Source organism: Natrinema gelatinilyticum (assembly GCF_024266705.1).
Classification (GTDB): domain Archaea; phylum Halobacteriota; class Halobacteria; order Halobacteriales; family Natrialbaceae; genus Natrinema; species Natrinema gelatinilyticum.
In genome coordinates this window covers 238718-263142 of record NZ_CP100757.1, presented here as the reverse complement: position 1 = coordinate 263142, position 24425 = coordinate 238718, and the positions used below count along the sequence as shown (strand labels likewise).

Below are 24425 nucleotides of genomic sequence, written 5' to 3'. Positions count from 1 at the left end.
CACATGGGCCCTGCAACCTCTGATGAAATCACCGATGAAACCGTTTCTGACGAAGAGAGAGACCCCGATGAGGACGAGACCACGAACGGGAGCTCCCCATCCGATACTCCAACTACACAATCGACGACGATTTCGCCAGCGGACGATTCCACCCAAGCACCAGGTTCCGATTCACAGAACGATAGCCATCCGACAGCCGCGACTCAAAACGGAGTGGCGTCGACAGTACCCGAGTCAGATCTCGACGTCCTCCGTGCACTCAATACCTTCCTCGACGATATTGACACCAATCTCCCGACTGCTCGCAAACGAGCCCGGGCTCGGGATCACTTCGACCTCGAGAATCGTCTTGGCGGCTCAACGACTGCTCAAGAGACACTCGGGTTCGATTACGTCCGTGACGATGGCATCGCCGTCGACGAGAGCAGCTACATTGGCCTGCTAAAAGTCCATCCGCAGAACTGGCTTTCACTCAGTGATCAGGCAAAACGCGACACGATGAGCGCGTACATGTCGTTCCTGATGTCGCTGGAGTCTAGCGTTGCGGTGCCCTGCTATCCGAAGCCCTTCGATCTAACGGGGCATCTCGAGCGCTTCTACAAAGCAGGTGCGAGCATGACCTCACGCGGCCAGACTCCCATCCTCCAGTACGGGCGCAAATTCTACATCCAGTGGGCCAACACGAATATCGAGGACGAGGACCTCAAACAACGCGATTTCTACATCGTCACTCGCGTCGACGCCGACCACGTCCACAAGGACCTCGATACGGGAAGCGTGTTGAGTCAGCTCGGTACCCTCCCGGTCATCGGCACTATCTACTCGCGAATAGTCGATCGAACGTCACTGGGTGACTCCGACGAGGCCGCACGTACCGAGCTTTGTATTCGCGAGGTCCGGCAGCGCCAGCGCCGGATCACGAACAAACTCGGCCGGACGGACGTCTCCATCGAACGTGTCACCGACCGCCAGGAGACGATGGAGATTCTCTATCACTACTACAACCACGTCGATCCACAGTTCGAGAAATTTTCGCACGCGACGAAAACAGAGGGTGAGCACCGATGACGAGGCGATTCGCCCGCGTTCGCTCGTGGCTTCCTGTGGGGAGTAGCGAGCCGAGCATCGATGACATCGACGATGAGACGTTCGACCGCGCTGCCGAGATTCTCGAAGCGAACGGGGACGACCTCACGAAGGAGAACATCCGCGAGCAAGCCGAGTATCTGCTCGAAGTCGAAGACGTCGACGACGGGGAACTCCGGCTTGGCGTCATGCAGGACGAGACCGAACAGGCGCTTGCCGATCGGGATGTTATAGCCCCGCGCCAGCTCCAGGAGGTATCGAACCTCTTCGAGTCGGGATATATGGTCCGCAATGACCAGTTCGTTCGCACCCTCACTATCCACGGCTATCCCGAGCGTGTCCCGCTGGGATGGCTCGAGAACCTTTACACGACGAACGACCACGTCCGAGTTACCCAACACATCGAACCCCGCGACACAGGATCAGTCCTCCGGAAACTCCAGAAACGCCTCACACAGCTTCGAGCCCGCCTGCACAAGAAATACGAGAAGAACCAGACCGACACCCACGAGGCTGAGGCCGACCGTGACATGGTCAAGGAACTCATCTGGGACATCATCCTCGGTGAGACGAAACTCTTCGACTTCGCGATCTACATCGAGATCATCGCCGATACCGAGCAAGATCTCGATGAAGCGACCGAACGCATCGTCGAAACCCTTGGCGCCGCGAATGCCAGAGCGGTCACGCTCGACAAACGCCAGATAGAATCCCAAGACGCACTCGCCCCGCTGGGTGATGACCCCCTCAAGGCCACCCAGCTCATGCAGGAGACAGCCGTCGGGACGATGTTCCCCTTTATCGAGCCAGCCGTGGCCGATCCGGAGGGCGTTTTCTATGGGTTCGACGGGACGAACACGCCCGTTCTGTTGGACCGCTACCGGCTCTCGTCATATTCGAAGGCGATTGCTGGAAAGATGGGGTCGGGGAAGACGTTCGCCGAGAAGCACGAGATGTACCATCGCATGATGATGGATCCCGAGATCGAGATGCTCGTCCTCGATCCGCTCGGGGATTTCGTCGACTTCGCAAACGACCTCGGTGGCCAGGTCATCCGCTTCGGCGGGCAGAACACGGTCAACCCACTCGAAATCCGGCGTGGCATCGACGATGTTGCTGACGATCCGTTTAAGAAGAAATTCCGCTCTGTGATGGAGCTGTTCCGCACCCACTTTTCGGCCATCGCCGACCAGTCCTTGAGCAAAGAACAGGAGGGCATCCTCCGGCGGGCTGTCCGCCTCGCCTATCTCAAATACGGTATCACGGCCGATCTGGCGACACACGAGAATGCGAGTCCGACGATGCAGGACGTCCTCGATATCCTGCACGCACTCGCGGACGGCGCCCAACCGTCGGAGTTCATCGAACTTCACAAGAATGTAAACGAAGAGCACGTTCGGCCGGAAATCGAACAACTGGAGACGCGGTTCAAAGAGATTGATGAGAAATACGCCTACCAACTCCTCCTCGGCCTGGAAGCGTTCCAGCACGGCGGTGAGAACGACAACCTGAACGGCCGCACGAACGTCGAACTCGACAATCGCCTCGTCGTCATCGACATGTCGATGTTCGCCGACACTGGCCAGGCGCCGCTGTTCATGCACGTCATGTTCGACTGGATCTACCAGCGCGCCCAGAGCAGCGATCGCCGTACCCAGGTTACCATCGACGAGGCGCACTACCTCCTCCGAAGAGCGGCGACGACGGATATGATCGACCTGTTCATCCGGCACAGTCGCCATTTCAACACGGCGATCACACTCATCTCCCAGACAGTCGATGAGTTCATCGCGAAATCGGATAAAAAGTCCGAGGAGGCCGTCGAGAAGGCGCGGAACGTCTACAACCTCTGTGACATCAAGCAGATCTTCCACCACGAGTCGGTCAGCGACGCCATGATTGACTTCCACGACCTTACGCTCTCCGAGCAGACCTACATTGCAACCGCGCAGACCGGTGAAGACGGCGGCTACTCGGAGTGTCTGCTCGCCGTCAACGACTGGACGAAATCCCTTGCTCTCCACGTGAACGACTACGAGATCCACGTCCTCGACGATGACCTCGACCCGTGGGAGTATCTCGTTGACCAGCACTACATCGACGCCGGCGACGTCGAGTATCTTGCCCAGGAGGATCGTGTCGACGACTACGACATTTCGGACTCGCTGCTCGATGAGGCCGGTGTCCCGATAGCGCCCCAAGAGGCCGATGACTGACACTCGTCGCTACATCCGCATTGAACCAGCGCGGGAACGCGTCGATTCGGCCGACATCGTGTCCAGAATTGCTGGATTGCGGAAGCTTCGAACGGGGTGGAGAGTCAAATACGACCCGCGGAAGAGCCCGCCCATATTCGAATTCCTTGTACTTACTCGAGGAGATGACGCGCCGGTTCGGTTCTATCTCGGCGTTGACGATGAGGGACTGCTGCCGACGATCGAATCCGAACTTCAGACTGCGTACCCAGCAAGCTACGACATTTACGAGGAGACAGTCGACCTCCGTGTAGAACTCTGTCGTCCAGACGAAGACGAGGTAGCCCTCCACTCAACAGGGGAAACCGACACCAAGAAACGAGAAATCTTGCTCTCAGAGCACACACCAATCGCAGCCCGCTGGAGCGGCGTCGGCGAGCGGAGCCGCGACTGGATGACACCGATCAAGCAGTACTCGCAGATCCAAGAGGAAGGCACTAGTTCGGAGGACCCAGCACGGGCTCCGCTAGCGACGGCTGTTGAACGACTTACAGAGGCTACAGCCCCCACCGCGTTGCAGGTGTTGTTCATGCGGTACCGCAGCTGGCAGAAGTTCGCTGAAGGTCGCAAAAAGCAGATTGAGACCAAGCACGACGGTGCCCTCCAATCCGCACGAACCAGTCTCGCCGATATGGTCTACGGTGCCGACGAAGAGCGGATTCGAGATCGGAGACGTGGCCGTGATCCGCCACACGTCGGTGAGAGTACCCGGCAGACGTCGAGTGCAGCCAGCGGCGAGGTCGCCTCCCGACAGGCACTCATCGACCAGAAGGGGCCTTCACAGACGTTTCTCGTGAACGTTCGGACGGTCGCGGTCCTCTCGAACGAGCCTGTTGAGGCAGTCAAACCACAGGCGGCGAACAACATCGAAACGCTCGCAAATGCGTTCAATCACTTAGATGGCTATTTCTATCACCTCGACGGCAGCCGCGTCACGAAGAGCTTAACCAACATTCGAGACCCCGCACAGAAGGAGCTAAACCGATTGGTCAACCGTTCGTTCAACCAGTCCTCAATGGGGAAGCGTCGGCCCCAGCTCATTCTGAACGCGGATGAACTCGCGAACTTCGTGGCGGTGCCGAGCGCACAGACACTGACAATCGAGGGGTCACGTGGTGCTCGCGGGAAGGAGCGACTCCGCCAGCCACTGCCGTTGCCCGACCCAGATCTTCTCGATGTGTTCGCCGGAGCGGGCATGGCGGTGGGGAAGCCCCTCCGGAACCGGAACGAATCCTTGGACCAACCGATTCGTATTCCGCCGAATCTCCTGACCACGAGCTACATTCGGGCGGCGTCGACAGGGAGTGGGAAGTCGACAGCCGTGCAGGCCGAAATGCTCTCACTCCACGAACACGTCGACGGCCCCACCGTTCTCCTTGATGGGAAAGGCGACGGGATGGCCGAGCACTATCTCCACGCCCACTACGCGAAACACGGGACTCTGGACGACGTCTACTATTTTAACGCGCCGAAGATGCTGCCAGCGGTCTCGTTTTTCGATATTCGTCCAGCGCTTGCGATGGGGCGCTCTCGTGAGGACGCCGTCCAGGACAAGGTCGAACACTTCCACGAGATCATGCGGCTCATCCTCGGCGAGGAGCGTCACGAGCAGGCATACGTCGCCAACGAGATTCTGACCTTCCTGATCAAGGCGCTATTCGACCGGGAGTACGGCCGGGACGCGTTCAGCCTCGAGGACCTGATTCAGGCTGTGTTCCGGATGAGCCGGGACCGGACGCTTCCTGAACTCTGCGAGGCGAACTCGCATATCGAACAGTCGCTAGTTCAGAAGTGCCAGGTGGACGACCGCCAGTTCCAGCAGACGATGGGCGCGGCGGCGAATCGTCTCGACAAGCTCGTTGAGCATGAGCACCTCTACCAAATGTTCACCCACGTGCCCGAGTGGGATGACGAGGCCGAGGAATTCGTCGGGAATGCCTTCGACTTCCGTGAGTTCGTCAACACGGACGCAGTCATCCTGTTCGACCTGGGGGAGTTTCGCACCGAATCCCAGCACGCTCTGACGATGATCCTGTTGAGTAACCTCTGGGACGCCGTCCAGGGTCGTCGTGGAGGGGGTCGGTCGTTGAGCGGGGGTTCCCGTCAGCATGGGGGTGACGCAGACGACACGATCGTGAATATGATCATCGAGGAGGCAGCGGCAATCGCGACGTCCTCGCTGGTTTACGAGCAGTTCATCCCTCAGGGACGAGCGTTCGGCGTAAGTCTCGGATTGATTCTCCAATATCCCGAGCAGGTCGCGCAGTACAGCACGTCGGACCGGGCGTATACGGAGATCCTGAACAACGTCAAGACGAAGCTCATCGGGAACATCGCGACGGATGCGAAGCTCGCCGAGTCGATGGCCCACGAGAACCTGAGTACGTCCGAGTTCAGCAATCGCGTGAATCGCCTGCCGGCCGGGGAGTGGATCGTCCAGTTGCCGACCCCCCATTTCGGAGAGACGGGCCCGGTGCCGTTCTCACTTGCATCGCTGCCGATCCCCGACGGTCATCCGGAGAGCGACGCGCCACTGTCGGGCGACGACCTGCATCTCTTCGAAGAACAGCAGATTCCTAGTGTGATGCGGCGGACGCAATACGAGTGTAGCCTTCCGGGTCGGACGAGTCGGCTTGCCCGCGAGGAAGTCCAGGAGACGCTCAACGAGGTCGGTGATGACGCCGTCGGTGAGCCTGCGACGACGAGTGAGAGCATAGCGGGGAGTGGAGCGGCCAACGGTGGCCCCTTCTTGGATGCTCCCTTCTTCGGCGCAGAAGGCGCGAGCGATGACACAAGCGCCTCTACGGATGACGGGACAGCGACCGCGACGGCCGACACTCTGTCCAATACTGCACCGAATGAGGAGCGGGATATCGGGAGCGTGCCCATGTTCGGCGCTGCTGGAGACGACCCGCAGGCATCCGAGGAGCATCAACAATCCTCTGTCGAGCAGGCAGCGGCGGCAACACAAGAGCATCAGAACGATACTGCGTCTCCTCAGTCCACGGATGTAGACCAAGCCACAACGAACTCGGGAGAGACGACGGAAACGTCGGGTGGGGAGTCGCTTCCCGAGCACGTGAGATACGACAGGTGTGTGGAGTCCTACGTCTGTGCCCTCTGTGGGTCCGAGTATCCCACGTCTGAGGAGCGAGAGGCCAGCGCATGTTGCCAGTTTGCGTCGAAAGATGATGTCTACGTTGCCGCCCGCCGAGCACGTGACACAGCCGAAACCACCAGTGAACTCTTTACCCGACTCGGGAACATTACCGAATACGCCGAGGAGTACGGCATCGAGGTGACGATCCAAGACTTTGCGCTCCTCGAGGAATCCACGGACGAGGCTGCTGCAGTTCCCAATGGAGGGACAGAAGGGGCATCTAAACACGAACAGGATCAGAATCAGGCCACGTCGGATTCGACGCTTTTCAGAGAGGCCACGACGGACATCCCTGATGATACACTCCGTGCTGAAGGTGTGACACGGGACGAAGCGGCGTTCCTCGGTCTCGTACTGGATGCGATGAACCACCAACTCGATGAGTATTCACTCTTAGAGAGCATGACCGATTTCGAGAAGTCCTTCTCCAATCTGGATATCGAGACGCTCAAAGAAAAGGACTTCCTCGAACAGCACCGCTCGTTCCGCCAGAAGTACTACACTGTGTTACCGGCTGGACGAACATTCCTCGATCGCACGCTCGATTGCAGTCTCGGAGTCGGAGATCTTGGCGAGAAAACGCCTCACAAAGTGGGCGTCGTCTTCCTCGATACGTGGCTTATTCAGCACCAAGAGGACGTCGAGCGGACAGAGCGGTACTTCGAGTACGACGCAGAGACCGTCTTCGACATCGCAGGATTCGACACGGCGGACGACCTCTGTTGGGTCGGCGAGGTGGAGACGAAAAGCCATAATCTCGATGCCGCAATTTCAGACTACGAGAAGCTTGCGAGCGTCGACGCGAAGGCGGTCTGGGCGTTCGAGAATCGAGAGCTGAGCCTCGACGTGATCGACGCGCTCATGGATGCTGGCCGGATCGATATCTCGCTGAACGCGACTCAGAAACAGACCGTCAGCGCACTTCGGGTGGCCATCAGTAGCTACGAGATCCCTGGGTTAACGGCTCTGAACACGTTCCGGACTCTCAAAACGGAGGTCGAATACGAGTCATGACTGGAGCATGGCGAGAAGCAACTTGCGAGGAACTCCACACCTACTACACAGAGACATTTCCAGACCTACTTGATTCACTCCCGTCGTTCATCACGGTCGACGGACCGAAGCAGTACGCCATCGCCTTCCGCGAAGCGTACCCGATCCGGAATCAGAACGCTCCCGACCGGACGTTCATCCGCCGCGATACGTGGCAAACCCACAACTCCGATGACCGTACTGTCCAGCAGTTCGGCTCAGTGAAGGACTTTGTCGAATTTATCCAGTATCCCGCACGCTCCGACCCTGCTCAGGGGAGTGGCTACGCACTCGCCGATCCAGACCTCCTTGACCGTCCGGAGCCACGCCCCGACGCGGTCTACTACGCGCTCGATCACTGGGAGCGGCCGTGGATCTTAGCGGTCGATATCGACGCGAAAGACATCGCCGCACAGCGCGCTTCCAGTGGAACAATCACCGGCGAGGCCGACGACGTCGAGACAGAACAGCTTCGCGCCGCAGAAATTCTCGATAGCCCGCCCGAGGGGTATCCCTACACCTTCAACGATATCGAGCAAGCCCTCGAGTACGGCTTTGTAGTGCAGGAGATCTTCGAGGACGACTTTACAGCCGACGAGACGATGGTGGTCTACTCGGGGCAAGGGTGTCACGTCTACCTGCTCGATACGGACCGCGAGCACCACTACGACGAGCAAAGTCGTGAGGTGATCAACGACCTGTTACTTGACGAGTACGAGATCCCAATTGATCCGGTCGTCACAGCCGATCGCCGACGAGTGATGCGGCTGCCGTACTCGCTCCACGCCGATGTCTCGCGTATCGTCCACCCCATCGATGATCCGGAATTCGACTTCCGAACCGAGGCGACGCCTGACTTCCTTGACTCATGAGCCGAGATACGCCCACAGACGACAAATACACAGCGTATCGAGTTGCAGCACTCCCACGAGACAAGGGAGAGTTCCAGATCACACAGCTGTTCGAGCGCGGATACAACCGCTGGACGGTCGATGGTGAACAGCAGACAGAGAAGCTACTCGCAGACGTCGAGCGGTTCACCACCGACGCGTTCGCGCCAAGCACGCGAGAGGTAGCAACCGAGCGCCCCTATGTCGACGATCCAGGAGTGTTGGCCGTCCTCACGACTCTGGGCGCCGTCTGTATCATGGATCATCCCAAGCTCGAGGATACACCGCCCCGCCATCTTGCTCTTCTCGGCGATCTGCGTGAACTCTACGTCAACAATATCGGGTCGCTCGTCCGCCAGTACGAGGACTGGTCGCTCCATCAAGAGATCGCCGAAACACTCTACGCGAAAGACCCTGTGGAGGACGGTGTCCATCCAGGGCGTGTCTGTACGGACGTCACGATCAACCCCGAATTCGGTGAGGGGTACTATCTCGAGATTCCGCTCGTCGCCGCCTCACGAAAGTGCCTGGCCCGTGCAGACGGTGATGAGAATCAGCAGGGCGAGATTCAGGCCCATGTCGCTGACAACAATCTATATGTACCCGTCTCTGACTTCATGGCGAAGTACCGCGAGTACACAGAGGACGCCTTTGGCCGGCTGCTTGCGGTTCAAGAAGAAGTGCTGACCTCAGAACAACGCAGTTGGCTCACCGCGAACGAGTCAGCGATCACGGAACATATTGATCGGTTTTTCCAGGCCGGTCAGACCCACCGAGTATGGGAAAACTGGAGTCGGCAGAAGCGCGATCTCCGGACGATCATCAATGCGGTGACCGCCGCAGACGATGGCGTTGCCCAACTCGGGGAGACCCAGACGGCGCGTGAGCTCTATAATGCGCTCGATGCGTACGAACCGGAGCGAACGTGGGAGCAACACGTCTGTAATTCGATTTCCTCGCCGCGAAGCCTCGGAGCCATCCTCTCACAGAACCGTGATCATGCAAGTGTCGTCGTCGAGAACGCACGCTTGAATCGGTACACGCTCACCGAGTACAGTGACGGTGCTCGACCACTCCACGTCGACGTCCTCGAGGACCTCCTCGAACTACCCTGTATGGCGGCGATGGACGAGCGCCTCCAAGAGAAAAAACCTGTTCGGAAGGATTTGTTCAATCTGGTGCGGATGGTAAGGTGGCTCCCCCAGTACCGGGACGCGAGTACGGGGGAATTCATAAGCAACCTGAAAGACCTGTTCTCGCGGTGGCCCTGGTACGATGAGGAGGTCACCGAGTACCAAATTCGCTACGAACTTGACAATGACATCGGCGGTGAGATCCCCCTGCCGATGAATTGTGCGAATGATGATATGCAGCGGTATTGCATCGGACGTGACCAGTGCCCATACTCGATCTATGGGAGCCTCCCGTTCCCAGATGAGATGTACGAGCGACTCAACAATCCATCTCACTCCCCTACGAACTGAACGAGAACACTCGCCTTCCGATACGAATGTTGATACTTTAATCGCACAGCCTCCAGATGCAAATCGAGAAACGAGTTTAAGACTGAATAGAACCGTTTTATGCGGGTATATCGACTGCCTTAGCGCTTTTCAATCCTCAATCCTAAGGTTGGAACAGCAACACGAGTGATTCAGCCTAAGGTTGGATAAGTAATAATATCGATCGTAGTACAATGAAGTGCTGTTTTCAATAGTGTGAGACGTTGTAAGGCTGTATATGCGATTCAAACTATCGAATCCAATCCTAAGGCTGGATTCAACGGGTACAAACCAGCCCTAAGCGATTATCCAGAATTCTGCAGCCGTCATATCGGTATTCGTGCCTCGAAAATCGTCCAAAGGAAGGGTGGGGTACGAGGTGTGAATCCGGTGTATTCGTGGAGGGGATTCAGGAGAAATTGGAGTGTAGCGTCAACTGCAAAGCTATCAGACTGAGAGAATACTATACAGTGGTCTCGAGGGTGGGGATAGGCAGGGCAATGAGGGTGGTGGATGTGTAGACAGACAGGAAGAGATTTCGGGGGTCATATCTCTGGTGACAGTATCTACGGATGTTTTAGCTAAAAGAGAGGGTGCTATAGTAACCGTTAGAACTTTCTACTCAAAGATGGTTTCTGGGGGTAGTGGATCATCTCGACGAAATCTCTGTCGAGGAATTGCAAGATGCTCTCGACAACGTGGAGGGGAAGAAGCCGACACAACGGCTCTTAGCGGCAATAGCGTACAAAACGGCGTCACGCGGACTGAACTCGCCGAGTGGTACGACGTTCAGCGACGGACGATCTATAGCTGGCTCAAGCGACTCGATACGGATGAGTCGCTTGAGCAGGCCGTTACTGATGCTCATCAATTTGGGAGAAAGCGAAAGCTCTCAGACAAACAGCAAGAAGAATTCGAAGAAACTGTCCACGGATCTCCTGAGGAAGTTGGCTTGACGCGCCGGCGTCCACGCCGGCGCTCGTCCGGCAGTATCTTGCCGAAACCGACGATGTCGAGTACTCAATCCCGAGTTGCCGGCGGTTGCTCAAAGAGGCGGGATTGAGCCATCAAAAACCACGCCGTACAGCCGCTGAAGCTGAGGCTGACGAACAAGAAACGTTCCACGAAGAACTCAAAAAAAAGCGGCGGGAGATAGACGCCACAATAGTCTGTATCGATCAAACCAAGAAATCCGTGCAAGTTGAGCCGCGTGCCGCGTGGTTTCCGCGCGGCACGCGGCCGGCCGTCGAATTGTCCGGGCAACGCGACTGGACGTTTCTCTTGGGCGCGATCACCGAGGACGGTGATCGCTTTTTCTCTCGATTCGAAGAGTACGTGACCGCTGAACATGCGGAACATTTCATTCTTGCGTTATGAAAGAGTTCGAAGATAACTTGATCGTCGTGTTGGATGGAGCGCCGTATTTCCAGGCGTCGGCCGTCACGGACCTGGCGGCCCGTGACGACCTCACCTTCGTCACGTTACCAGCGTATTCACCGGAACTCAATCCAGTCGAAGAGTGCTGGAGACAGCTTCAATCAGCTCTTAGCAACCGATTCTTCGACTCACTTTCTGAGCTAACAACAGCGATCGATACCGCTCTTGATCAACTCTCTATTCCCAAAGTGAGCAACTATTTCTAACTCCTGCTATAGTATACACTGGGTTCATCCCGCAGAACGATGCGGGGACAGGCAGGCCGGACAGCAGATAGATCACCGGTTGTCTCCTCGAGAAGATGACATAGTTTGTCCGAGGGGGTTAGCCGATGCCCCTCAGGAGAAGTACCAATGAGTTTCGAAAAGTCAATCGACACAGCAGCACTGCCAAGTGGCTTGCAAGAGCGCGACCAGTGGGTCTGCTGGCGAGAAGAACCTCGAGATGGAAAGCCAACGAAGATACCGGTGGCACCAAACAGTGGTAAGTTCGCATCGTCGACGGACTCAGATACCTGGGCCTCTTTCGAAACGGCACTTGACTACGCCGAAACAGTGAATGCCGATGGCATCGGATTCGTCTTTACTGACGACGATCCCATTGTCGGCGTAGATCTGGATGACTGTCGAGATCCCGAAAGCGGCGACGTCGACAAAACAACGCTGGATATCATCGAGCGCCTCGATTCCTATACGGAGATCTCTCCGTCAGGCACTGGATATCATGTGCTCATCAAGGGAGACCTCCCAGACGGGCGGAACCGTCGAGGAAGTATCGAACTGTACGACACCGCTCGGTTTTTCACAGTGACTGGCGACCACCTCGAGGAGACGCCAACCCGCGTTGCTCGCCGGCAAGATGCACTTGTCGCAATTCACCGTGAATACGTCCAGAAGACAGACACCGACGGCGTCTCAGAATCCGGCTATCATGGTCCGGCAAACGACCAGTCACAACCGACCGGTACGGTCGACCTCGAGGATGAGGACCTCCTCGAGAAAGCGCGGAACGCATCGAACGGAGAGAAGTTCGAACGGTTATGGCGTGGCTCGACTGCTGGCTACGACAGTCAGTCAGAAGCCGATATGGCACTGTGCTGCCTGCTGGCGTTCTGGACTGGTGGAAATCAGACATGGATCGATCGCCTATTTCGACAGTCGAGCCTTCTCCGAGAGAAGTGGGACGAAGTCCACTATGCTGATGGATCGACGTACGGAGAGAAGACGATCGAGCGAGCGATTGCAAACACCTCCGAGTTCTACGATCCGGACGCGGGAGAGCCATCGACTGAAGTCTCGAAGGGCAAAAACGAATCGTCGACCACCGACAGACGTGACGAAACGAATCAGAATCATGCCTATCTGGTCGAGAAAAATCGGCTGCTAACAGATCGTATCGATGACCTCGAGGCCACGGTCGAGCGAAAAAACGAGCGAATTACCGAACTCGAGAAAGAGATTAAACGGTTCAAAGTCGAACTCGCAGATAGTAACCGAGACACAGACGCGAGTCTTGGAGAACGAGCAGTCACCCCAAAGGAGGGCAAGAATGAGTCCAAGGTGACATCCATGTGGGGAAAGACGAAACGATTGTTCGGGAATGGCCCCGGATGAAAGTGAATCGGTGCTGTTCCGTTTGCCATTCTCCGAGAGGAGTGATGGGTCCTCAAACCAGATACAGTATAAACCATCCAGGGATGTTTAAGTCACCGCAGAGCGATTGTGTAGACATGGCCACGGATCTCACCGAACGGGTGCAAGAAATCGCGGAAGCGCGAGACATCCCCGAATCGGAGATCCTCGAGCAGGCACTGGAACGCGGTGTCGAGGCCCTCTGGATAGATGTCGTCCTCTCGCGGTACGTAAACGACGAAATCGATCGAGAGAGTGCGATTGAACTCGTTGGCCGAGACCGAGTCAAGCGTGCGGACCGCGAACTGCGGGCTGTTGGAGAAGACGTCCGATGGGGTCTGAATGCGTGATTGTTGCGGTCGCAGATACTGGTCCACTAATCCATCTCGACGAAATTGGTGCGCTTGGCTTGCTCTCAGTTGTCGATAGGCTACTCATCCCACAAACTGTATACGAGGAACTCGAAGCAGGGACGGTTCCGTCAGCACTCACGAGTATTGAGTACGAAAACGTCGAGGCGGAGATGGCTGAATTCGCTGTCGACTTAGATCCTGGAGAGACAGCCGCTCTCGCAGTCGCATCTGAGCACTCAGCTGTCCCGTTAACTGACGATCTTGCAGCAAGAGACGCAGCTGAAGATCTCGATGTCGAGGTACACGGCTCGATCGGTGTTATTGTTCTCGGCTACACTCGCGAAGAACTTACCAAATCGAAAGCTATCGAGCTAATGCGGGCACTCCAAACGGAGACAAGCCTGTTCGTCACGGAGGCAGTCGTGGAACGCGGAATTGGGTTGCTCGAGGAATCAGCATAACTAGTCAAACGTCAGTGCTGAGGCGCGGTCGTATCAGACATCTATCGAAGACGTTAGCTCTATTAACCAATAGAAACGCACAACTGCCAACGATGTTGGTTAACAACTAGCCACCAGTAACTGTTTTTTCTCCCCTGAAGGGGGTGAGGGACGTTCCACACGTGAGCGTCCGTCATCGAGAACAATGGCGACAAGCGACTACCAGCAGGTGTCCTTCGAAGATTCGGACACCAGACGTGACGAGATGCAGAGCACGATCGAAGCGTGGGTCGGAGACCTCCTCGCGGAAGTCACTGAAGCAATCTCGAGCGACGAGTTCCAGCGATGGCTCGACATCCAGAGTCGCTTTCACGACTATTCGCATCGAAATACGCTGCTGATCACCAAGCAGTGTCCGCATGCGACTCGAGTCGCCGGCTATCGAACGTGGCAGGAGGAGTTCGACCGGCATGTCCAAGAGGGCGAGTCGGCGATCTGGATCTGGGCGCCGATCATCACGAAACGGTGTCCAAAGTGTGAGAACTCGCCGAATTACCACGAGGTCAGCGACTGTGACTACAACGAGACGCCGCCCAAGGAATGGTCGAAGGGGCTCGTCGGATTTCGGCCAGCACCGGTATTTGACATCTCTCAGACCGACGGTGAGCCGCTCCCGGAACTCGAGACAGCGGCTACTGGCGAAGCTGGGGACCTTCTCCCAGCGCTTCTCGAGGCTGCTGACCGACTCGGGGTAGACGTGGAAGTCGTCCCTGAACGGGAGTGGTCTCACGGCGATACTAACGGTGTCTGTCAGTACCGACCCAAGTCTTCTAGAGAACGGCCGTTGGTCGAGGTGTGTGAACGTGAAAATAGCGCTTCGCTCGCCGTGACGCTCGTCCACGAATACGCACATGCACTCTTACACAGCGATATCGATGACGAAACTGAACGCTCGAAACGCGAACTCGAAGCCGAATCCGTCGCGTACATCGTGGGGCGGTACTTTGGGCTCGACACAAGTGGGTCGGCATTCTACCTCGCTGCGTGGGAGAGTGACGAGCCAGAGACGATTTTCGATCGACTCGAGCGGATCAGTGCAACTGCTGAGGAACTCATCGACACCGTCGACGAGGTGGTCAGTCATGAGTAACGAGAGGCTCCTCCTTGCGATTATCCACGCACTTGAAACGGAAGGGCTCAATAAAGACGAGTACCAACTGCAGCGAGTGATCGATGTCGAGGCGCTCGAGCAGCTCGTGGATTCGGTGACCGAGAGTAGCGATCTCGAAATTCGATTTTCGATTGAAGGGTATCGTGTTCTCGTTACCCAGGACGAGGTACGGGTTACCGAATTGTCGTAGACTGGCTCGTAGTCAAGTGGCGCCATAGACTTATTGACCGAACAGCCTAAGTCACACTAATGAGCGGAATCGAACTGCGAGATGACATCCTCATTGTTGGGCGAGAACCAAATGCCCTCGATGAGCTTGCGATCGATTTCTCAGCAGTCCTCTCTGCACTCGATATCAAACACGTGTTCATTGCAGGTTACCTCGCGATTTTGACTGGCCGTCCAAGAGCCACAGACGATATTGACGTCCTTATCGAATCGCTCTCGGAAAGTGAGATCGACAGACTCGTTCAGGAACTGCAACACGTCGACTATTGGGGGCCAGCAATGCCTCTCGAGAGTATGTATGGGAATCTCTCAGAGGGAACAAACATCTGGATTGCGCCAGACGAGCAAATGACACCCCATCTCGAGGTAAAATTCCCGACTGACGAATTCGACCGTGCATCGATCTCGAACGCCATTGAGGCACAGATTGGTGATGCAACGATTCCAATTGGTCCACTGGAACTACAGATTGCCTACAAACTCTATCTCGGGGGGCAGAAAGACCTCGAAGACGCTGCACATCTCTATACCCTCTTTGGAGAAACGCTTAGGGAGACGGAACTTAAACATTGGACCACCGAACTAGACGTCCACAACAAATATGAGCGACTCACAGAAATTTGAGCGACTGGCGGCCAAACACGATCAGATCACGGAAGAGCGGTTCACGGCCGTCCGCCAGTGGGTCGAATATATGAAAGAACATCCACCCGAGGTATGGGGTCCGCAACAGAATGCAGTGGTTGATTCCCAACTCGAGAGTGCCCAGCAAACTGGGCTTTCTGCAGACCACGAGCAGCAGGTCCAGGATATCGCACAGCAATTAGCTGACGAGGAGTGAGGCTACGGTTCTTCATTTTCCGGCATCGTGACGCGGAGTTCGCTGTCAACTTCATAAAAATAGCCTCGCTCAAGTAATCGAGTGAGTGCATGAGTTGCGTCTGCGGGTTCGAGGGCCAGCTCATCCGACCTGCGGAGGACCTCGAGTGCGTGCTCTCGGTGGATTGACTTGAGATCACCACTCTTGTCGGACGTCAGGCTATGAGTACACAGATACTCGTACGCATCCACGATCCACTCTGGAAGCGGTGGCCGTGGATCGGTGATCCTGCTCATCTCGCCTTCCTACTACATTCTCAATCATCAGTCCGCTTAAGATTATTTCCCGAACGAGAACTGAATCCATCTACACTGGATGTCAGATACATAAAACATGAATTCAACAGTCGGTGAATTTCTGAGAGAAACGCCACTTCACCACGCTATCCACCCCTGAATCGTTTTTTCGCGCCTGACGGGTGAGGCGCGAGCATGTGTGCCTCGAGATGATTCATGAGTATTGATCAACTAGGCTGTGGTGAATCGACATACAGCGGCCGATTTCACTGTTTGACGGCGCGCTTGATGTTATAGACGACACACATCAGGACGATTTCACGGAACTCTCGATACCAGCTTCGCGCACGCACGGCACCGCCGAGCGTGCGCTTGATCACCGAGAAGACGGTCTCAGACAGCGCTCTTTGGCCGTAGAGAGCCTCATCGATCCGCGCATTATGCGCGTGATCGATGGGGCGGAACTCGCGATGTTTGATCAGCGGTCTTACGTCCTCTTCCCTCAGTTTCTCGCGTAATTGCTGCCAGTCGTAGCCCTTGTCGGCTGCGAGGCTGTGCAACTCGCCCGCGTTACGGCGGGCGAGTTGCCAGCCGAGATGGGTGTCGTGACGTTTCTCGGTCGTACAGTGCACTCTAGAATTGCTTGGCTTTCTGTATCGACGAGAGCGGTTGTCTTGAGCGTCTGAACACGGTAATTCGTGCGCCGGCAGTAGTGCTTGCTCGCGTTCTCGCGGTCGAAAAATGTCGCGTCCATCGCTGCATGACCAGACGGCTCATGCAGCTGCGCCTGTCGGCGCAGCAGCACTCGCCAGACTGCCATCTTGATCCTGTCAAGTGCCTTCACTAGCGTCGAGTGATCTGGGAGATCGGCCTTCTCAAGGCCGATCTCCCCGAGTATTTGTGGCATCTCGCTCAAGAGGTCGAGTGCTTCGCGGTAGGATTTGTCCAAGTAAATCCGGAGACAATGGAGCGAAACGACGGCGGATTCACCTCGACCACCAACAGCACTTTTAGCTAACGTCACTACTTTCCCAGTGAAGCGGGAAATTTTGGACATGAATCATCCGCCGTTTCCCGCTTCAACTCCCTAGTTCTGACGGATCAAGTCGGCTCTGCCTAGCGATTCACCAGAGCCGTATGCTGTTATCGATGACGCATCCACGCTCAGTATAGACCGCTCTGACTTGCCGGACATCGAACTCTTACGTGAATGGGCACGTGAGCGACTCGATGCGCTATATACTGAACAAGGCCGACGCCTTGGAGAATCCCAGTGGGAGTTTATGAAGAGCTTCTTCGAACAGTTTACCCTCGAAACTAACGCGGACGTAGATCAGTAGAATAGCGGTATTGGGGAGGTCGTTCTTCTGGGGTACGGGGAGTTTAAGCAGGAGTGGGTTTCAGATAGGTGGGCGCACTGAGACACATTGTTCATATTGACGTTACAGGCCGACCGGCTCGCTACCGGCACTAATTACACGTTCTCTCGACTCTCCCTGCCACGACTCACGAATCGTGTTGCGCTGCTACCAGCTTCTACTTGCTCACTGTTCGCATTGAGACACCCTCTGCGATCGCCTCTCGATTCGCTCATGAGTGGCGGAATCCGTATTCAATCTGCACATCGCAGTGTATCCCGAACTGAAGACGAACCGGAATTGACAGTATCGGCGATCCACATGATGAACCTATGGGGTTTGTCGCTGAGTACGAAATTACCTGCCACGGGCTCCCGTTCGTGGAAGTCGCAGCGGCTGTTCCCGACGCGACTCTTGAGGTCGAGCTCCAGCCCAGCGAGGACTGGTACTCTGCGTTCGTCGTCGACGTGGTCGATGGTGCGACTGAGTCGGTCGAACTGGCGCTTGAGTCGGCGGCGTTCGTTGGTGACTACACCCGCATCCAGCGTCCTGGCGGAGTCCCTCAGTATCGAGTCGAGCCTGCGGTCGGAATGGACGCACAGCTCTCGGGGTCCGTGGACGATGTCGAAGCGCTGCAATCACTTGCGGCCACCGACGCGTCTATCGAGCGTATCCGGGTGACACCGACGGGCTGGATCCAGAGCGGCTGGTTCGCAGACCTCGCGACGCTCGATGAGTTTCGATCATTCTGGCAGCGAAATGGGACATTCACGTTACGTCGATTGCTCAACGACGGTGAAACAGAGACATCCAGTGACGGACTGACTGAACCGCAGCGCGAGGCGTTCCAGACGGCACACAGGATGGGCTACTTCGAGGTTCCGCGAGCGGCCTCGCAAGCCGATGTCGCCGCCGAGCTCGGTATCACGGCATCATCGCTCTCTGAACGACTTCGGCGGGCACAAGCCTACTTTGCAGAGACGACTCTCGCACAAGCCGCGCTCTCAGAACCGTAGGCTGGGCGTCGTTGCTGGCGGATAAATAAAAGGCCGTCTCACTGAGAGACAGCTTCAGCCGGTGGGGGAGCCAAGTACGGGACGTCGATGCAGACAGTTGTCTCTCCCGATGGCACACGTATCGCGTACGAAACGCACGGTGACGGACTCCCGCTGATACTGCTGCACGGCGGTGGCACACGGCGCTACTGGGACCCGGTCGCCCCCTATTTCGACGACGACTACACGGTTGTCGTTCCCGACCGACGTGGACGCGGAGAGAGTGGCGACCGTGACGAGTACAGTCTCGATCGCGAGGTCGAGGACGTCTGTGCAGTCGTTGATGCTGTAGCGGGGGAACCAGTCCTCTTCGGGCACTCATTCGGCGGCCTGCGAGCACTCGAAGCTGCTCGGAGAGAGTCGGTCAGTGCGGTAATCGCCTACGAACCCGCAGTCCTCGTCGGTGACTATCGCGAACAGGCAGACCTCACGGCCCGGATGTAAGACCGTCTCAATGCTGGTGATCGTCGCGGGGCGATGCGGCTGCATCTTCGCGAGGTCCTGCACGGGGACGTCAGTGACGATGCGTTCGAGCAGTGGCTCGCCGAGTGGCCCGCCTGGCCCGACTATACTCGCTTCGTCGAGAGTGCCCTCCGCATGAACCGAGTCATCGAGGCGTACGAGCTGCCGGAGACGCTCGATATCGACGCTCCAGTGCTTTTGTTAACCGGGAGTGACGGGCCATCGCATCTTCGGGACGGTATTCGTGCGGTCGACACTGCGGTTCCCGATAGTCAACTCGTCGAGTTCGAAGGGTTGGGACATAACGGTCCTGTGAGCGACCCGGAGCGTGTCTCGACAGCTGTTCAGGAGTTCCTCTAGGAGTGAGAACTAACGGATAGTCCGGAACGGTCGTTCTTAGCGTGACTCTGGTATGTGCACGTACTCAGTACACTGTGCTGTGACCAGTCTCCTGCCTTGCAAGCCCTCGTTTCGCTCGACAGCCCGCGACCTACGCTGCGCTCCTCGTTCCTGCGGTGCTTACGGAGTCGGGGACTGTCGAGCGACCTCGCCCTTGCAGTCCGCCAGGGGTCCGTTCATTCATTCAGCATTACAATCGGATGGTCGGGTGTTTCTTACGGCCCGCCCCGCTCGCCGCTGCCGCCCTCCGCGTCGCTCGCGACCGACCATTCCGGGCGGGCTTCCGCTCCAGTAGGTGCGGGTCCTGCCGGGCTGAAATGCATCTGGTCTCGACGCCAGCAGTAAGCGCGTTTTCGGTTGCGCCCCTCGCGGGCCGGACACGAGAAACGGCTTAACGCTGGTCGCTCGCTTCGGGCGGGTCGCTGGAAGACTCACTTCGTTCGTCTTCCAAGCCCTGCCTCGCTGCGCTCGGCAGGACGGCGCGCGGTGCTGGATGATTGTCCGCCTCAGGCGCGCTCTCGCTCGCGCCCAGATGGGCGCTCGCGAAGGCGCGAGCGAGAGCGCGTAGATGGTTCTGTCGGGCGTTGTCGTCGGAAAACCGCGATGTCATAGCATCGCGGTGGCAGGCGCGTGAGCGCCTTCGGAGTGCATTAACTCCAATGTCTAGTAACAACTCGAGTAGCAAGGTCGTTACGGTCGATGAACAGGCACTCAAACAGGCGGACGAGCAGGCGGTCGATGGAGACGGCTTCCCGATCGTTGACGAGACGCCAGAATTCGAGGCAACGGTCGAGCAAGAGATCCAAGCAAAGGTGGATGCGAACCACCCAGAGGGGATCGCGGACACCAGTGATGACCGGATTCACGGTGCCACCCTCGCACAGGAAGAGCGCATTCGAGCACGAGAAGACGAACTCGAACGAATCAGTGCCCAGGCCGAGATAGGGACGCAAAAGGGTCGTACAAAGCGGACGCGAGCAATCGCTGCACGACAGAGCAAAGCGCGACGTCTCGAGTTCCAGAAACGGGCAGCGAGCGTGGATCCAATGGCGGATCCGGAACGAGCGGATCCCCGGACAGAACTCTCCCGAGAGCAGCTGGCGGCCGTGAACAGGCAGTCGATGCGACTCGCAAAGCAGTTGGATGGCTGGTCTCGAGCAGCGATCAGCCGGCGGTTGAGTGAGGCCGTCGTCGGTGGTCAAGATCTGACGAGTGCGGTCGTCAACGTGTTCGAGGAGTTGCAGACGGCACCCGGACACGTCATCCCCATCGCGACACTCGAGGAGGTCGCTCGAAAAGAAGTGAGCATCGAAGGACGTGTCGAAACCCTGTGGGATCCCTCGCATCCGAGCATCGCACAGGTCGGGCTCATCGCGGACGACAGTGGGCAGACGCGTGTGACCATCTGGAAGGCGTCAGACGCGCCGTGGATCGAGGAAGGCGAACGGGTGCGCATTCACAAGGCTGCTCGGAACTGGCACGAGGGACGTGTCTCACTGGCCGTGACCGGATGGACGACGATCCACTTCCCCGAGCGCGGCCGCTGGTGGGAGTAGCCGTAGCGAAGCCCTTTTTTGCTGGTGTGAACACAGTCACCGCCACCTCCCACCACCTCCACGGTCCGGGCTGCTCACGGCCGATGGCCGTTTCGCTGCCGGGCTTTCGCCAGAGTATGAGTCCATTTCATAGCGTTGCCGACACCTAGGAGTTAGCTGTAATTGAGGGCGCTAAGCCCCCTTCTGCTCACGGCAACGCCGTTCGCATGGTCAGCGGGACCGACGGTCCCGCGCTATCCTCAGCGAGCGCCGAAGGCGCGAGCAGGGAGGGGAGACAGCGCCCGCACGTCTTGTTTTCGTGTGAATCGGCACCCTTATTATCTCTTCGATCGAAGGTGAGAATAAGATGCTCACCACACTTCAGGCGGTGTTCAAACGCGACAATAAGCGTGCATCGTCGGTTGTGGCCGAGTGTCGATTCGGTAGGAGTGGGACACTCCGAACCACCCGTGAAGGGAAGTCGCCTGCGGAGTCTGGAACCGCTGTGGGACCTGTTCCTGCAAGTTCCGACACAGAAACAGGAAGCTCCGTTCTCAACAAGCGAGGGCCGGGGAGGCCCGAGCGCGGTAGGGCGGAGTAGTTCACTAAGACAATTTCTTTATTCAGAAATATGCCTGAAACTGAGTCGAGCAATTCGGTAACTACATCTGTGAGTCTAACACTGATATTTATATCAGTTATCGGAGATAGTGGCAGAATCTTGTTGAATATACAGCACGTATCTCGCCCCGCTGCTCCATTGCTTAGTTAGCAATAATCCGGGCAATCCAGACGATCGGGATCACCGGGATGGCCAATCCAGTGACCAGAAGCACGATGGCGATTACTACTTTCTCGGCGCGACTGGACCCATGCCATATCGACTGCCACGCATCATCGATCGCCTGCGCCGTTCGCTGAATCAATCCAGACATAGATGATGCTGAGGGTATGGAGACGGAAAATTTCACGGCATGCAAAGGATTGGGACCCCCCGTTTCGCAGCGTCTGAAACAGTCGTTTTCACAGGCGCTTTTTCCACTTCTCCCTGGGTAATACGAGTGAAGTACCTCGGGGACAAGCCCCGAGGCTTCACCGTTTTGTCCATGCCGTCCAAAAACGGACGGATGGACGCAGGCGAATGTACTTCCCCTCGACCTTCCCATGATGGGTCGGCTGGAATTCACACCCGAACGCCCGGTGCGTCCGTGAGGGTCGGCGGCTCCACCCCGCCCGACAACACCCGTCACACCACGCCGAAGGCGCGGGTTTTGAGAGGTGTCGCATTTCCTCGCAACTGCGCGCAGTTGCTTCGGATTAAGGTCTTTAACCCACGTCACAACTGTGTTCCTCAATACGGTGGAATGGGTCATATAGCTTACGCGATTCACCCTCGGGGTCAAGCCCCGAGGCACTCTCGCTGTATTACTGTAGAACCAAACCGCTCTATTGTGCTGGATATACCCTCTGGAAGTTGCACGTTGCTTGTACCAGTTGACGTATAGGTCAGACTCTATTGCATTGCGTCACCCACCTGTCTTGAGCAACCACTTCCACAAATTGATCTGGATATTGTGCTACCTTCGTACTATTCATGTAGTAACGATAGAATGTTCTATTTGCTTCCGTGGCCACTGTCGATACACGAGTTTCTGACCGGAACAAAGACAGTGTACGTGTGTGTCGTGGCAGGTATGGCACAAACCGTCGATGAACTTCGAAATGCAATCAGGGTAGCGGTAGGTCGATTTGAACGAGAGGGATCGCCAGCGTTCACGAAAGAGGACCTCGCAGCAGTTTGTGATGCAGTGGGGTATGAGATTGATACGAGCGGGCGTCTGCCTCCGAAAGCAGAAATGAGGGCAGGCATCTTGTGGAAAATCGGTGTTGTAGAAGAGGCCAATCCGGAGGAAGCACGGTCGTTCCGAAAAGATGATCTGGAGGCGATCATAGCAGCTGTTCAGTAGGTCTGGAGATCGCATCGAGGCCGGACGGCGGCCCGCAACGACGAGGTCTTTCGCGCTGACCTCAGTTCCCTTGATCTGGTTGAGCAGTAGGTGTTGTTCATTCCCCCGAGAGAGGTGCGGGGCGATCCAACATGAGCATCGTCCCCGTAAGGTGATTTTACGATGAGCCATCGCGCACTCGTTGCGTACGGACGTACCGTAGTCAACGGAGATTCCACCATCTCAAGTTTCACGGATTGTACGGTTCGACGATTTTGAGAATTGCGGGCGCTTCATACCGTCGATTGCGTTGTTGGCCGGTCGTCTCACGCAGGACGCTATCCTCCCATAAGCGCCGAATCGCCTGGTTCACGGCCGGTTGAGACCGCCCAAGAGCGTCGACCGCCTGTGGCTCTGTGAGATACGGGTGTTCGATGATGAAATCTATGAGTTCGCGAATCACGGCGCCTTGGCCTTGGTACTGCTCTCGATAGCGATCGCGCAACGCGAGAAGTTCTCGGGCGACGGTATATCCCTCACGGCCTTGTTCAGCGATCGCGTGGACGAAAAACGACACCCATTCTGTCCACGCACCGTCACGACTCACGGCCAACAGCCTGTCGAGATAGGCATCACGGTTCGCATTGAAATACGACGACGGATACAGATACGGGCCAGGTAACAACTCCCACTTGTAGAGGGCTAACATCATGAGGAGGCGACCGAGTCTCCCATTGCCGTCCTGAAACGGATGGATCGTCTCGAATTGGTAATGGATCAGCGCCAGGTCAACCAGTGGAGCGTACGTAGGGCCTGACCGAATGTACTGGAGCAGGCTCCGGAGTGCATACGGGATACTCGCCGGGGGTGCCGGAACGAATCGGGCCTCACTGAGTGGCGTTCTCGGCTGGTCAATCCCCACGAGGTCCTCGCGAAATTCTCCTGGGTTCTTTTGCTCGCCGCGCGCACCCTGCAGCAAAATTTCATGGAGTCGACACAGCAAGTCCCGATTTAACTCGGCTCCATCATGAAGAGCCTGAATACCGGTGGTAATCGCTTCGACGTAATTTTGTGCCTCCGTGATGTCGGCCCGCTCGGTCGCGGTTTGCCCGGGCTCTTCACCGGCTTCGCGTCGATAGATGTCTGAGAGCGTGAGTCGTGTTGTCGTCTCGATGTTCGAGGAGTCAACAGCCTCACGGTGGATCAGGGGGCTGAGGATGACCTCCGGCGAATCCAACCACGTATCCAGGTCTGAGAGCTGACCCACGGCATACATCGCCTCCCCGTTTTCGCTGACCAGCTTGTGTGTGGCATCGAGATCTGGTGGAAGCGGATCTGGGCTGAACGTGAAGATACCGTCGACCATCTT

At 56.9% G+C, this 24425-nt stretch carries 21 protein-coding genes and 2 pseudogenes; 18 read left to right on the top strand and 5 right to left on the bottom strand.

All coding sequences use genetic code 11. The features are described from left to right. Window positions 1–3 precede the first annotated feature (3 nt). The 13 genes and pseudogenes from NJU76_RS19305 (at window position 4) to NJU76_RS19245 (ending at window position 16026) form a co-directional block, all read left to right on the top strand. The gene (locus NJU76_RS19305) at window positions 4–1068 is read left to right on the top strand and encodes a TraC-like domain-containing protein (RefSeq protein ID WP_254533441.1); all 1065 of its coding nucleotides are present in this window, start codon (window positions 4–6) and stop codon (window positions 1066–1068) included. Further along, entirely contained in the window at window positions 1065–3302 is a 2238-nt protein-coding gene (locus NJU76_RS19300) for a VirB4 family type IV secretion system protein (protein ID WP_254533440.1), read from the top strand. Before NJU76_RS19305 ends, NJU76_RS19300 begins: the two co-directional genes overlap by 4 nt. After that, a complete protein-coding gene (locus tag NJU76_RS19295) occupies window positions 3295–7515 on the top strand; it encodes an ATP-binding protein (protein WP_254533439.1) in 4221 nt (1406 codons plus the stop codon). Before NJU76_RS19300 ends, NJU76_RS19295 begins: the two co-directional genes overlap by 8 nt. Beyond that, the gene (locus NJU76_RS19290) at window positions 7512–8405 is read left to right on the top strand and encodes a bifunctional DNA primase/polymerase (protein ID WP_254533438.1); all 894 of its coding nucleotides are present in this window, start codon (window positions 7512–7514) and stop codon (window positions 8403–8405) included. Before NJU76_RS19295 ends, NJU76_RS19290 begins: the two co-directional genes overlap by 4 nt. Next, window positions 8402–9907, top strand: coding sequence for a primase-associated protein (locus NJU76_RS19285; RefSeq protein ID WP_254533437.1), 1506 nt, complete (start codon window positions 8402–8404; stop codon window positions 9905–9907). The genes NJU76_RS19290 and NJU76_RS19285 overlap by 4 nt, the downstream gene beginning before the upstream one ends. Before the next feature lie 662 nt (window positions 9908–10569). After that, window positions 10570–11568 (top strand): annotated as a pseudogene (locus tag NJU76_RS19280) (IS630 family transposase). A 147-nt stretch (window positions 11569–11715) separates the two neighbouring features. Next, window positions 11716–12975 (top strand): phage NrS-1 polymerase family protein, encoded by a 1260-nt coding sequence (locus tag NJU76_RS19275; protein WP_254533436.1) that lies wholly within the window; start codon window positions 11716–11718, stop codon window positions 12973–12975. Between the two features lie 116 nt (window positions 12976–13091). Continuing rightward, the gene (locus tag NJU76_RS19270; protein WP_254533435.1) at window positions 13092–13343 is read left to right on the top strand and encodes a hypothetical protein; all 252 of its coding nucleotides are present in this window, start codon (window positions 13092–13094) and stop codon (window positions 13341–13343) included. Continuing rightward, window positions 13340–13807: a PIN domain-containing protein gene (locus NJU76_RS19265; RefSeq protein WP_254533434.1), complete on the top strand. Its 468-nt coding sequence runs from the start codon at window positions 13340–13342 to the stop codon at window positions 13805–13807. Before NJU76_RS19270 ends, NJU76_RS19265 begins: the two co-directional genes overlap by 4 nt. Before the next feature lie 184 nt (window positions 13808–13991). Then, window positions 13992–14936, top strand: a complete 945-nt coding sequence (locus NJU76_RS19260; protein ID WP_254533433.1) for an ArdC-like ssDNA-binding domain-containing protein — start codon at window positions 13992–13994, stop codon at window positions 14934–14936. Further along, window positions 14929–15147, top strand: coding sequence for a HalOD1 output domain-containing protein (locus NJU76_RS19255; RefSeq protein WP_254533432.1), 219 nt, complete (start codon window positions 14929–14931; stop codon window positions 15145–15147). Before NJU76_RS19260 ends, NJU76_RS19255 begins: the two co-directional genes overlap by 8 nt. Window positions 15148–15206: 59 nt before the next feature. Further along, entirely contained in the window at window positions 15207–15809 is a 603-nt protein-coding gene (locus NJU76_RS19250; protein ID WP_254533431.1) for a hypothetical protein, read from the top strand. Further along, entirely contained in the window at window positions 15787–16026 is a 240-nt protein-coding gene (locus NJU76_RS19245) for a DUF8150 family protein (RefSeq protein WP_254533430.1), read from the top strand. The genes NJU76_RS19250 and NJU76_RS19245 overlap by 23 nt, the downstream gene beginning before the upstream one ends. Before the next feature lie 2 nt (window positions 16027–16028). On the opposite strand, the gene NJU76_RS19240 is transcribed toward NJU76_RS19245, so the two are convergent. Together NJU76_RS19240 and NJU76_RS19235 are read right to left on the bottom strand one after the other, a co-directional pair. Further along, window positions 16029–16301, bottom strand: a complete 273-nt coding sequence (locus tag NJU76_RS19240; RefSeq protein WP_254533429.1) for a hypothetical protein — start codon at window positions 16299–16301, stop codon at window positions 16029–16031. A 266-nt stretch (window positions 16302–16567) separates the two neighbouring features. After that, window positions 16568–17358: pseudogene (locus tag NJU76_RS19235) on the bottom strand (IS5 family transposase). Between the two features lie 633 nt (window positions 17359–17991). Here NJU76_RS19235 and NJU76_RS19225 point away from each other — a divergent pair. The 3 genes from NJU76_RS19225 to NJU76_RS26755 all read left to right on the top strand — a co-directional run bounded on the left by NJU76_RS19225 (window position 17992) and on the right by NJU76_RS26755 (window position 19536). Then, window positions 17992–18675, top strand: coding sequence for a helix-turn-helix domain-containing protein (locus NJU76_RS19225; RefSeq protein WP_254533428.1), 684 nt, complete (start codon window positions 17992–17994; stop codon window positions 18673–18675). An 87-nt stretch (window positions 18676–18762) separates the two neighbouring features. Then, a complete protein-coding gene (locus NJU76_RS26760) occupies window positions 18763–19158 on the top strand; it encodes an alpha/beta fold hydrolase (RefSeq protein WP_340681255.1) in 396 nt (131 codons plus the stop codon). Between the two features lie 33 nt (window positions 19159–19191). Next, window positions 19192–19536 (top strand): alpha/beta fold hydrolase, encoded by a 345-nt coding sequence (locus tag NJU76_RS26755; protein WP_340681254.1) that lies wholly within the window; start codon window positions 19192–19194, stop codon window positions 19534–19536. A gap of 430 nt (window positions 19537–19966) precedes the next feature. Here the strand turns inward: NJU76_RS26755 and NJU76_RS19215 are convergent, their stop codons facing one another. Further along, a complete protein-coding gene (locus NJU76_RS19215; RefSeq protein WP_254533427.1) occupies window positions 19967–20185 on the bottom strand; it encodes a hypothetical protein in 219 nt (72 codons plus the stop codon). Window positions 20186–20234: 49 nt separating this feature from the next. Between NJU76_RS19215 and NJU76_RS19210 the strand changes: the two genes are divergently transcribed. Further along, on the top strand, window positions 20235–21131 hold the full coding sequence (locus NJU76_RS19210) for an SOSS complex subunit B family protein (protein ID WP_254533426.1): 897 nt from the start codon (window positions 20235–20237) through the stop codon (window positions 21129–21131). Window positions 21132–21874: 743 nt separating this feature from the next. Here NJU76_RS19210 and NJU76_RS19205 read toward each other — a convergent pair. Then, on the bottom strand, window positions 21875–22045 hold the full coding sequence (locus tag NJU76_RS19205) for a hypothetical protein (RefSeq protein ID WP_254533425.1): 171 nt from the start codon (window positions 22043–22045) through the stop codon (window positions 21875–21877). 759 nt (window positions 22046–22804) lie between these two features. Between NJU76_RS19205 and NJU76_RS19200 the strand changes: the two genes are divergently transcribed. Beyond that, window positions 22805–23077 (top strand): hypothetical protein, encoded by a 273-nt coding sequence (locus NJU76_RS19200; protein ID WP_254533424.1) that lies wholly within the window; start codon window positions 22805–22807, stop codon window positions 23075–23077. A 229-nt stretch (window positions 23078–23306) separates the two neighbouring features. On the opposite strand, the gene NJU76_RS19195 is transcribed toward NJU76_RS19200, so the two are convergent. Beyond that, entirely contained in the window at window positions 23307–24422 is a 1116-nt protein-coding gene (locus NJU76_RS19195; RefSeq protein ID WP_254533423.1) for a Fic family protein, read from the bottom strand. Window positions 24423–24425 lie beyond the last annotated feature (3 nt).

What these genes read in the sequence shown, in the direction of transcription:
- NJU76_RS26760 (WP_340681255.1), top strand. Translation starts at nt 18,763, where the DNA reads ATGCAGACAGTTGTCTCTCCCGATGGCACACGTATCGCGTACGAAACG.
- NJU76_RS19275 (WP_254533436.1), top strand. Translation starts at nt 11,716, where the DNA reads ATGAGTTTCGAAAAGTCAATCGACACAGCAGCACTGCCAAGTGGCTTG.
- NJU76_RS19245 (WP_254533430.1), top strand. Translation starts at nt 15,787, where the DNA reads ATGAGCGACTCACAGAAATTTGAGCGACTGGCGGCCAAACACGATCAG.
- NJU76_RS19225 (WP_254533428.1), top strand. Translation starts at nt 17,992, where the DNA reads ATGGGGTTTGTCGCTGAGTACGAAATTACCTGCCACGGGCTCCCGTTC.
- NJU76_RS19270 (WP_254533435.1), top strand. Translation starts at nt 13,092, where the DNA reads ATGGCCACGGATCTCACCGAACGGGTGCAAGAAATCGCGGAAGCGCGA.
- NJU76_RS19305 (WP_254533441.1), top strand. Translation starts at nt 4, where the DNA reads ATGGGCCCTGCAACCTCTGATGAAATCACCGATGAAACCGTTTCTGAC.
- NJU76_RS19240 (WP_254533429.1), bottom strand. Translation starts at nt 16,301, where the DNA reads ATGAGCAGGATCACCGATCCACGGCCACCGCTTCCAGAGTGGATCGTG.
- NJU76_RS19285 (WP_254533437.1), top strand. Translation starts at nt 8,402, where the DNA reads ATGAGCCGAGATACGCCCACAGACGACAAATACACAGCGTATCGAGTT.
- NJU76_RS19295 (WP_254533439.1), top strand. Translation starts at nt 3,295, where the DNA reads ATGACTGACACTCGTCGCTACATCCGCATTGAACCAGCGCGGGAACGC.
- NJU76_RS19195 (WP_254533423.1), bottom strand. Translation starts at nt 24,422, where the DNA reads ATGGTCGACGGTATCTTCACGTTCAGCCCAGATCCGCTTCCACCAGAT.
- NJU76_RS19250 (WP_254533431.1), top strand. Translation starts at nt 15,207, where the DNA reads ATGAGCGGAATCGAACTGCGAGATGACATCCTCATTGTTGGGCGAGAA.
- NJU76_RS19300 (WP_254533440.1), top strand. Translation starts at nt 1,065, where the DNA reads ATGACGAGGCGATTCGCCCGCGTTCGCTCGTGGCTTCCTGTGGGGAGT.
- NJU76_RS19255 (WP_254533432.1), top strand. Translation starts at nt 14,929, where the DNA reads ATGAGTAACGAGAGGCTCCTCCTTGCGATTATCCACGCACTTGAAACG.
- NJU76_RS19210 (WP_254533426.1), top strand. Translation starts at nt 20,235, where the DNA reads ATGTCTAGTAACAACTCGAGTAGCAAGGTCGTTACGGTCGATGAACAG.
- NJU76_RS19205 (WP_254533425.1), bottom strand. Translation starts at nt 22,045, where the DNA reads ATGTCTGGATTGATTCAGCGAACGGCGCAGGCGATCGATGATGCGTGG.
- NJU76_RS19290 (WP_254533438.1), top strand. Translation starts at nt 7,512, where the DNA reads ATGACTGGAGCATGGCGAGAAGCAACTTGCGAGGAACTCCACACCTAC.
- NJU76_RS26755 (WP_340681254.1), top strand. Translation starts at nt 19,192, where the DNA reads ATGCGGCTGCATCTTCGCGAGGTCCTGCACGGGGACGTCAGTGACGAT.
- NJU76_RS19200 (WP_254533424.1), top strand. Translation starts at nt 22,805, where the DNA reads ATGGCACAAACCGTCGATGAACTTCGAAATGCAATCAGGGTAGCGGTA.
- NJU76_RS19260 (WP_254533433.1), top strand. Translation starts at nt 13,992, where the DNA reads ATGGCGACAAGCGACTACCAGCAGGTGTCCTTCGAAGATTCGGACACC.
- NJU76_RS19215 (WP_254533427.1), bottom strand. Translation starts at nt 20,185, where the DNA reads ATGACATCGCGGTTTTCCGACGACAACGCCCGACAGAACCATCTACGC.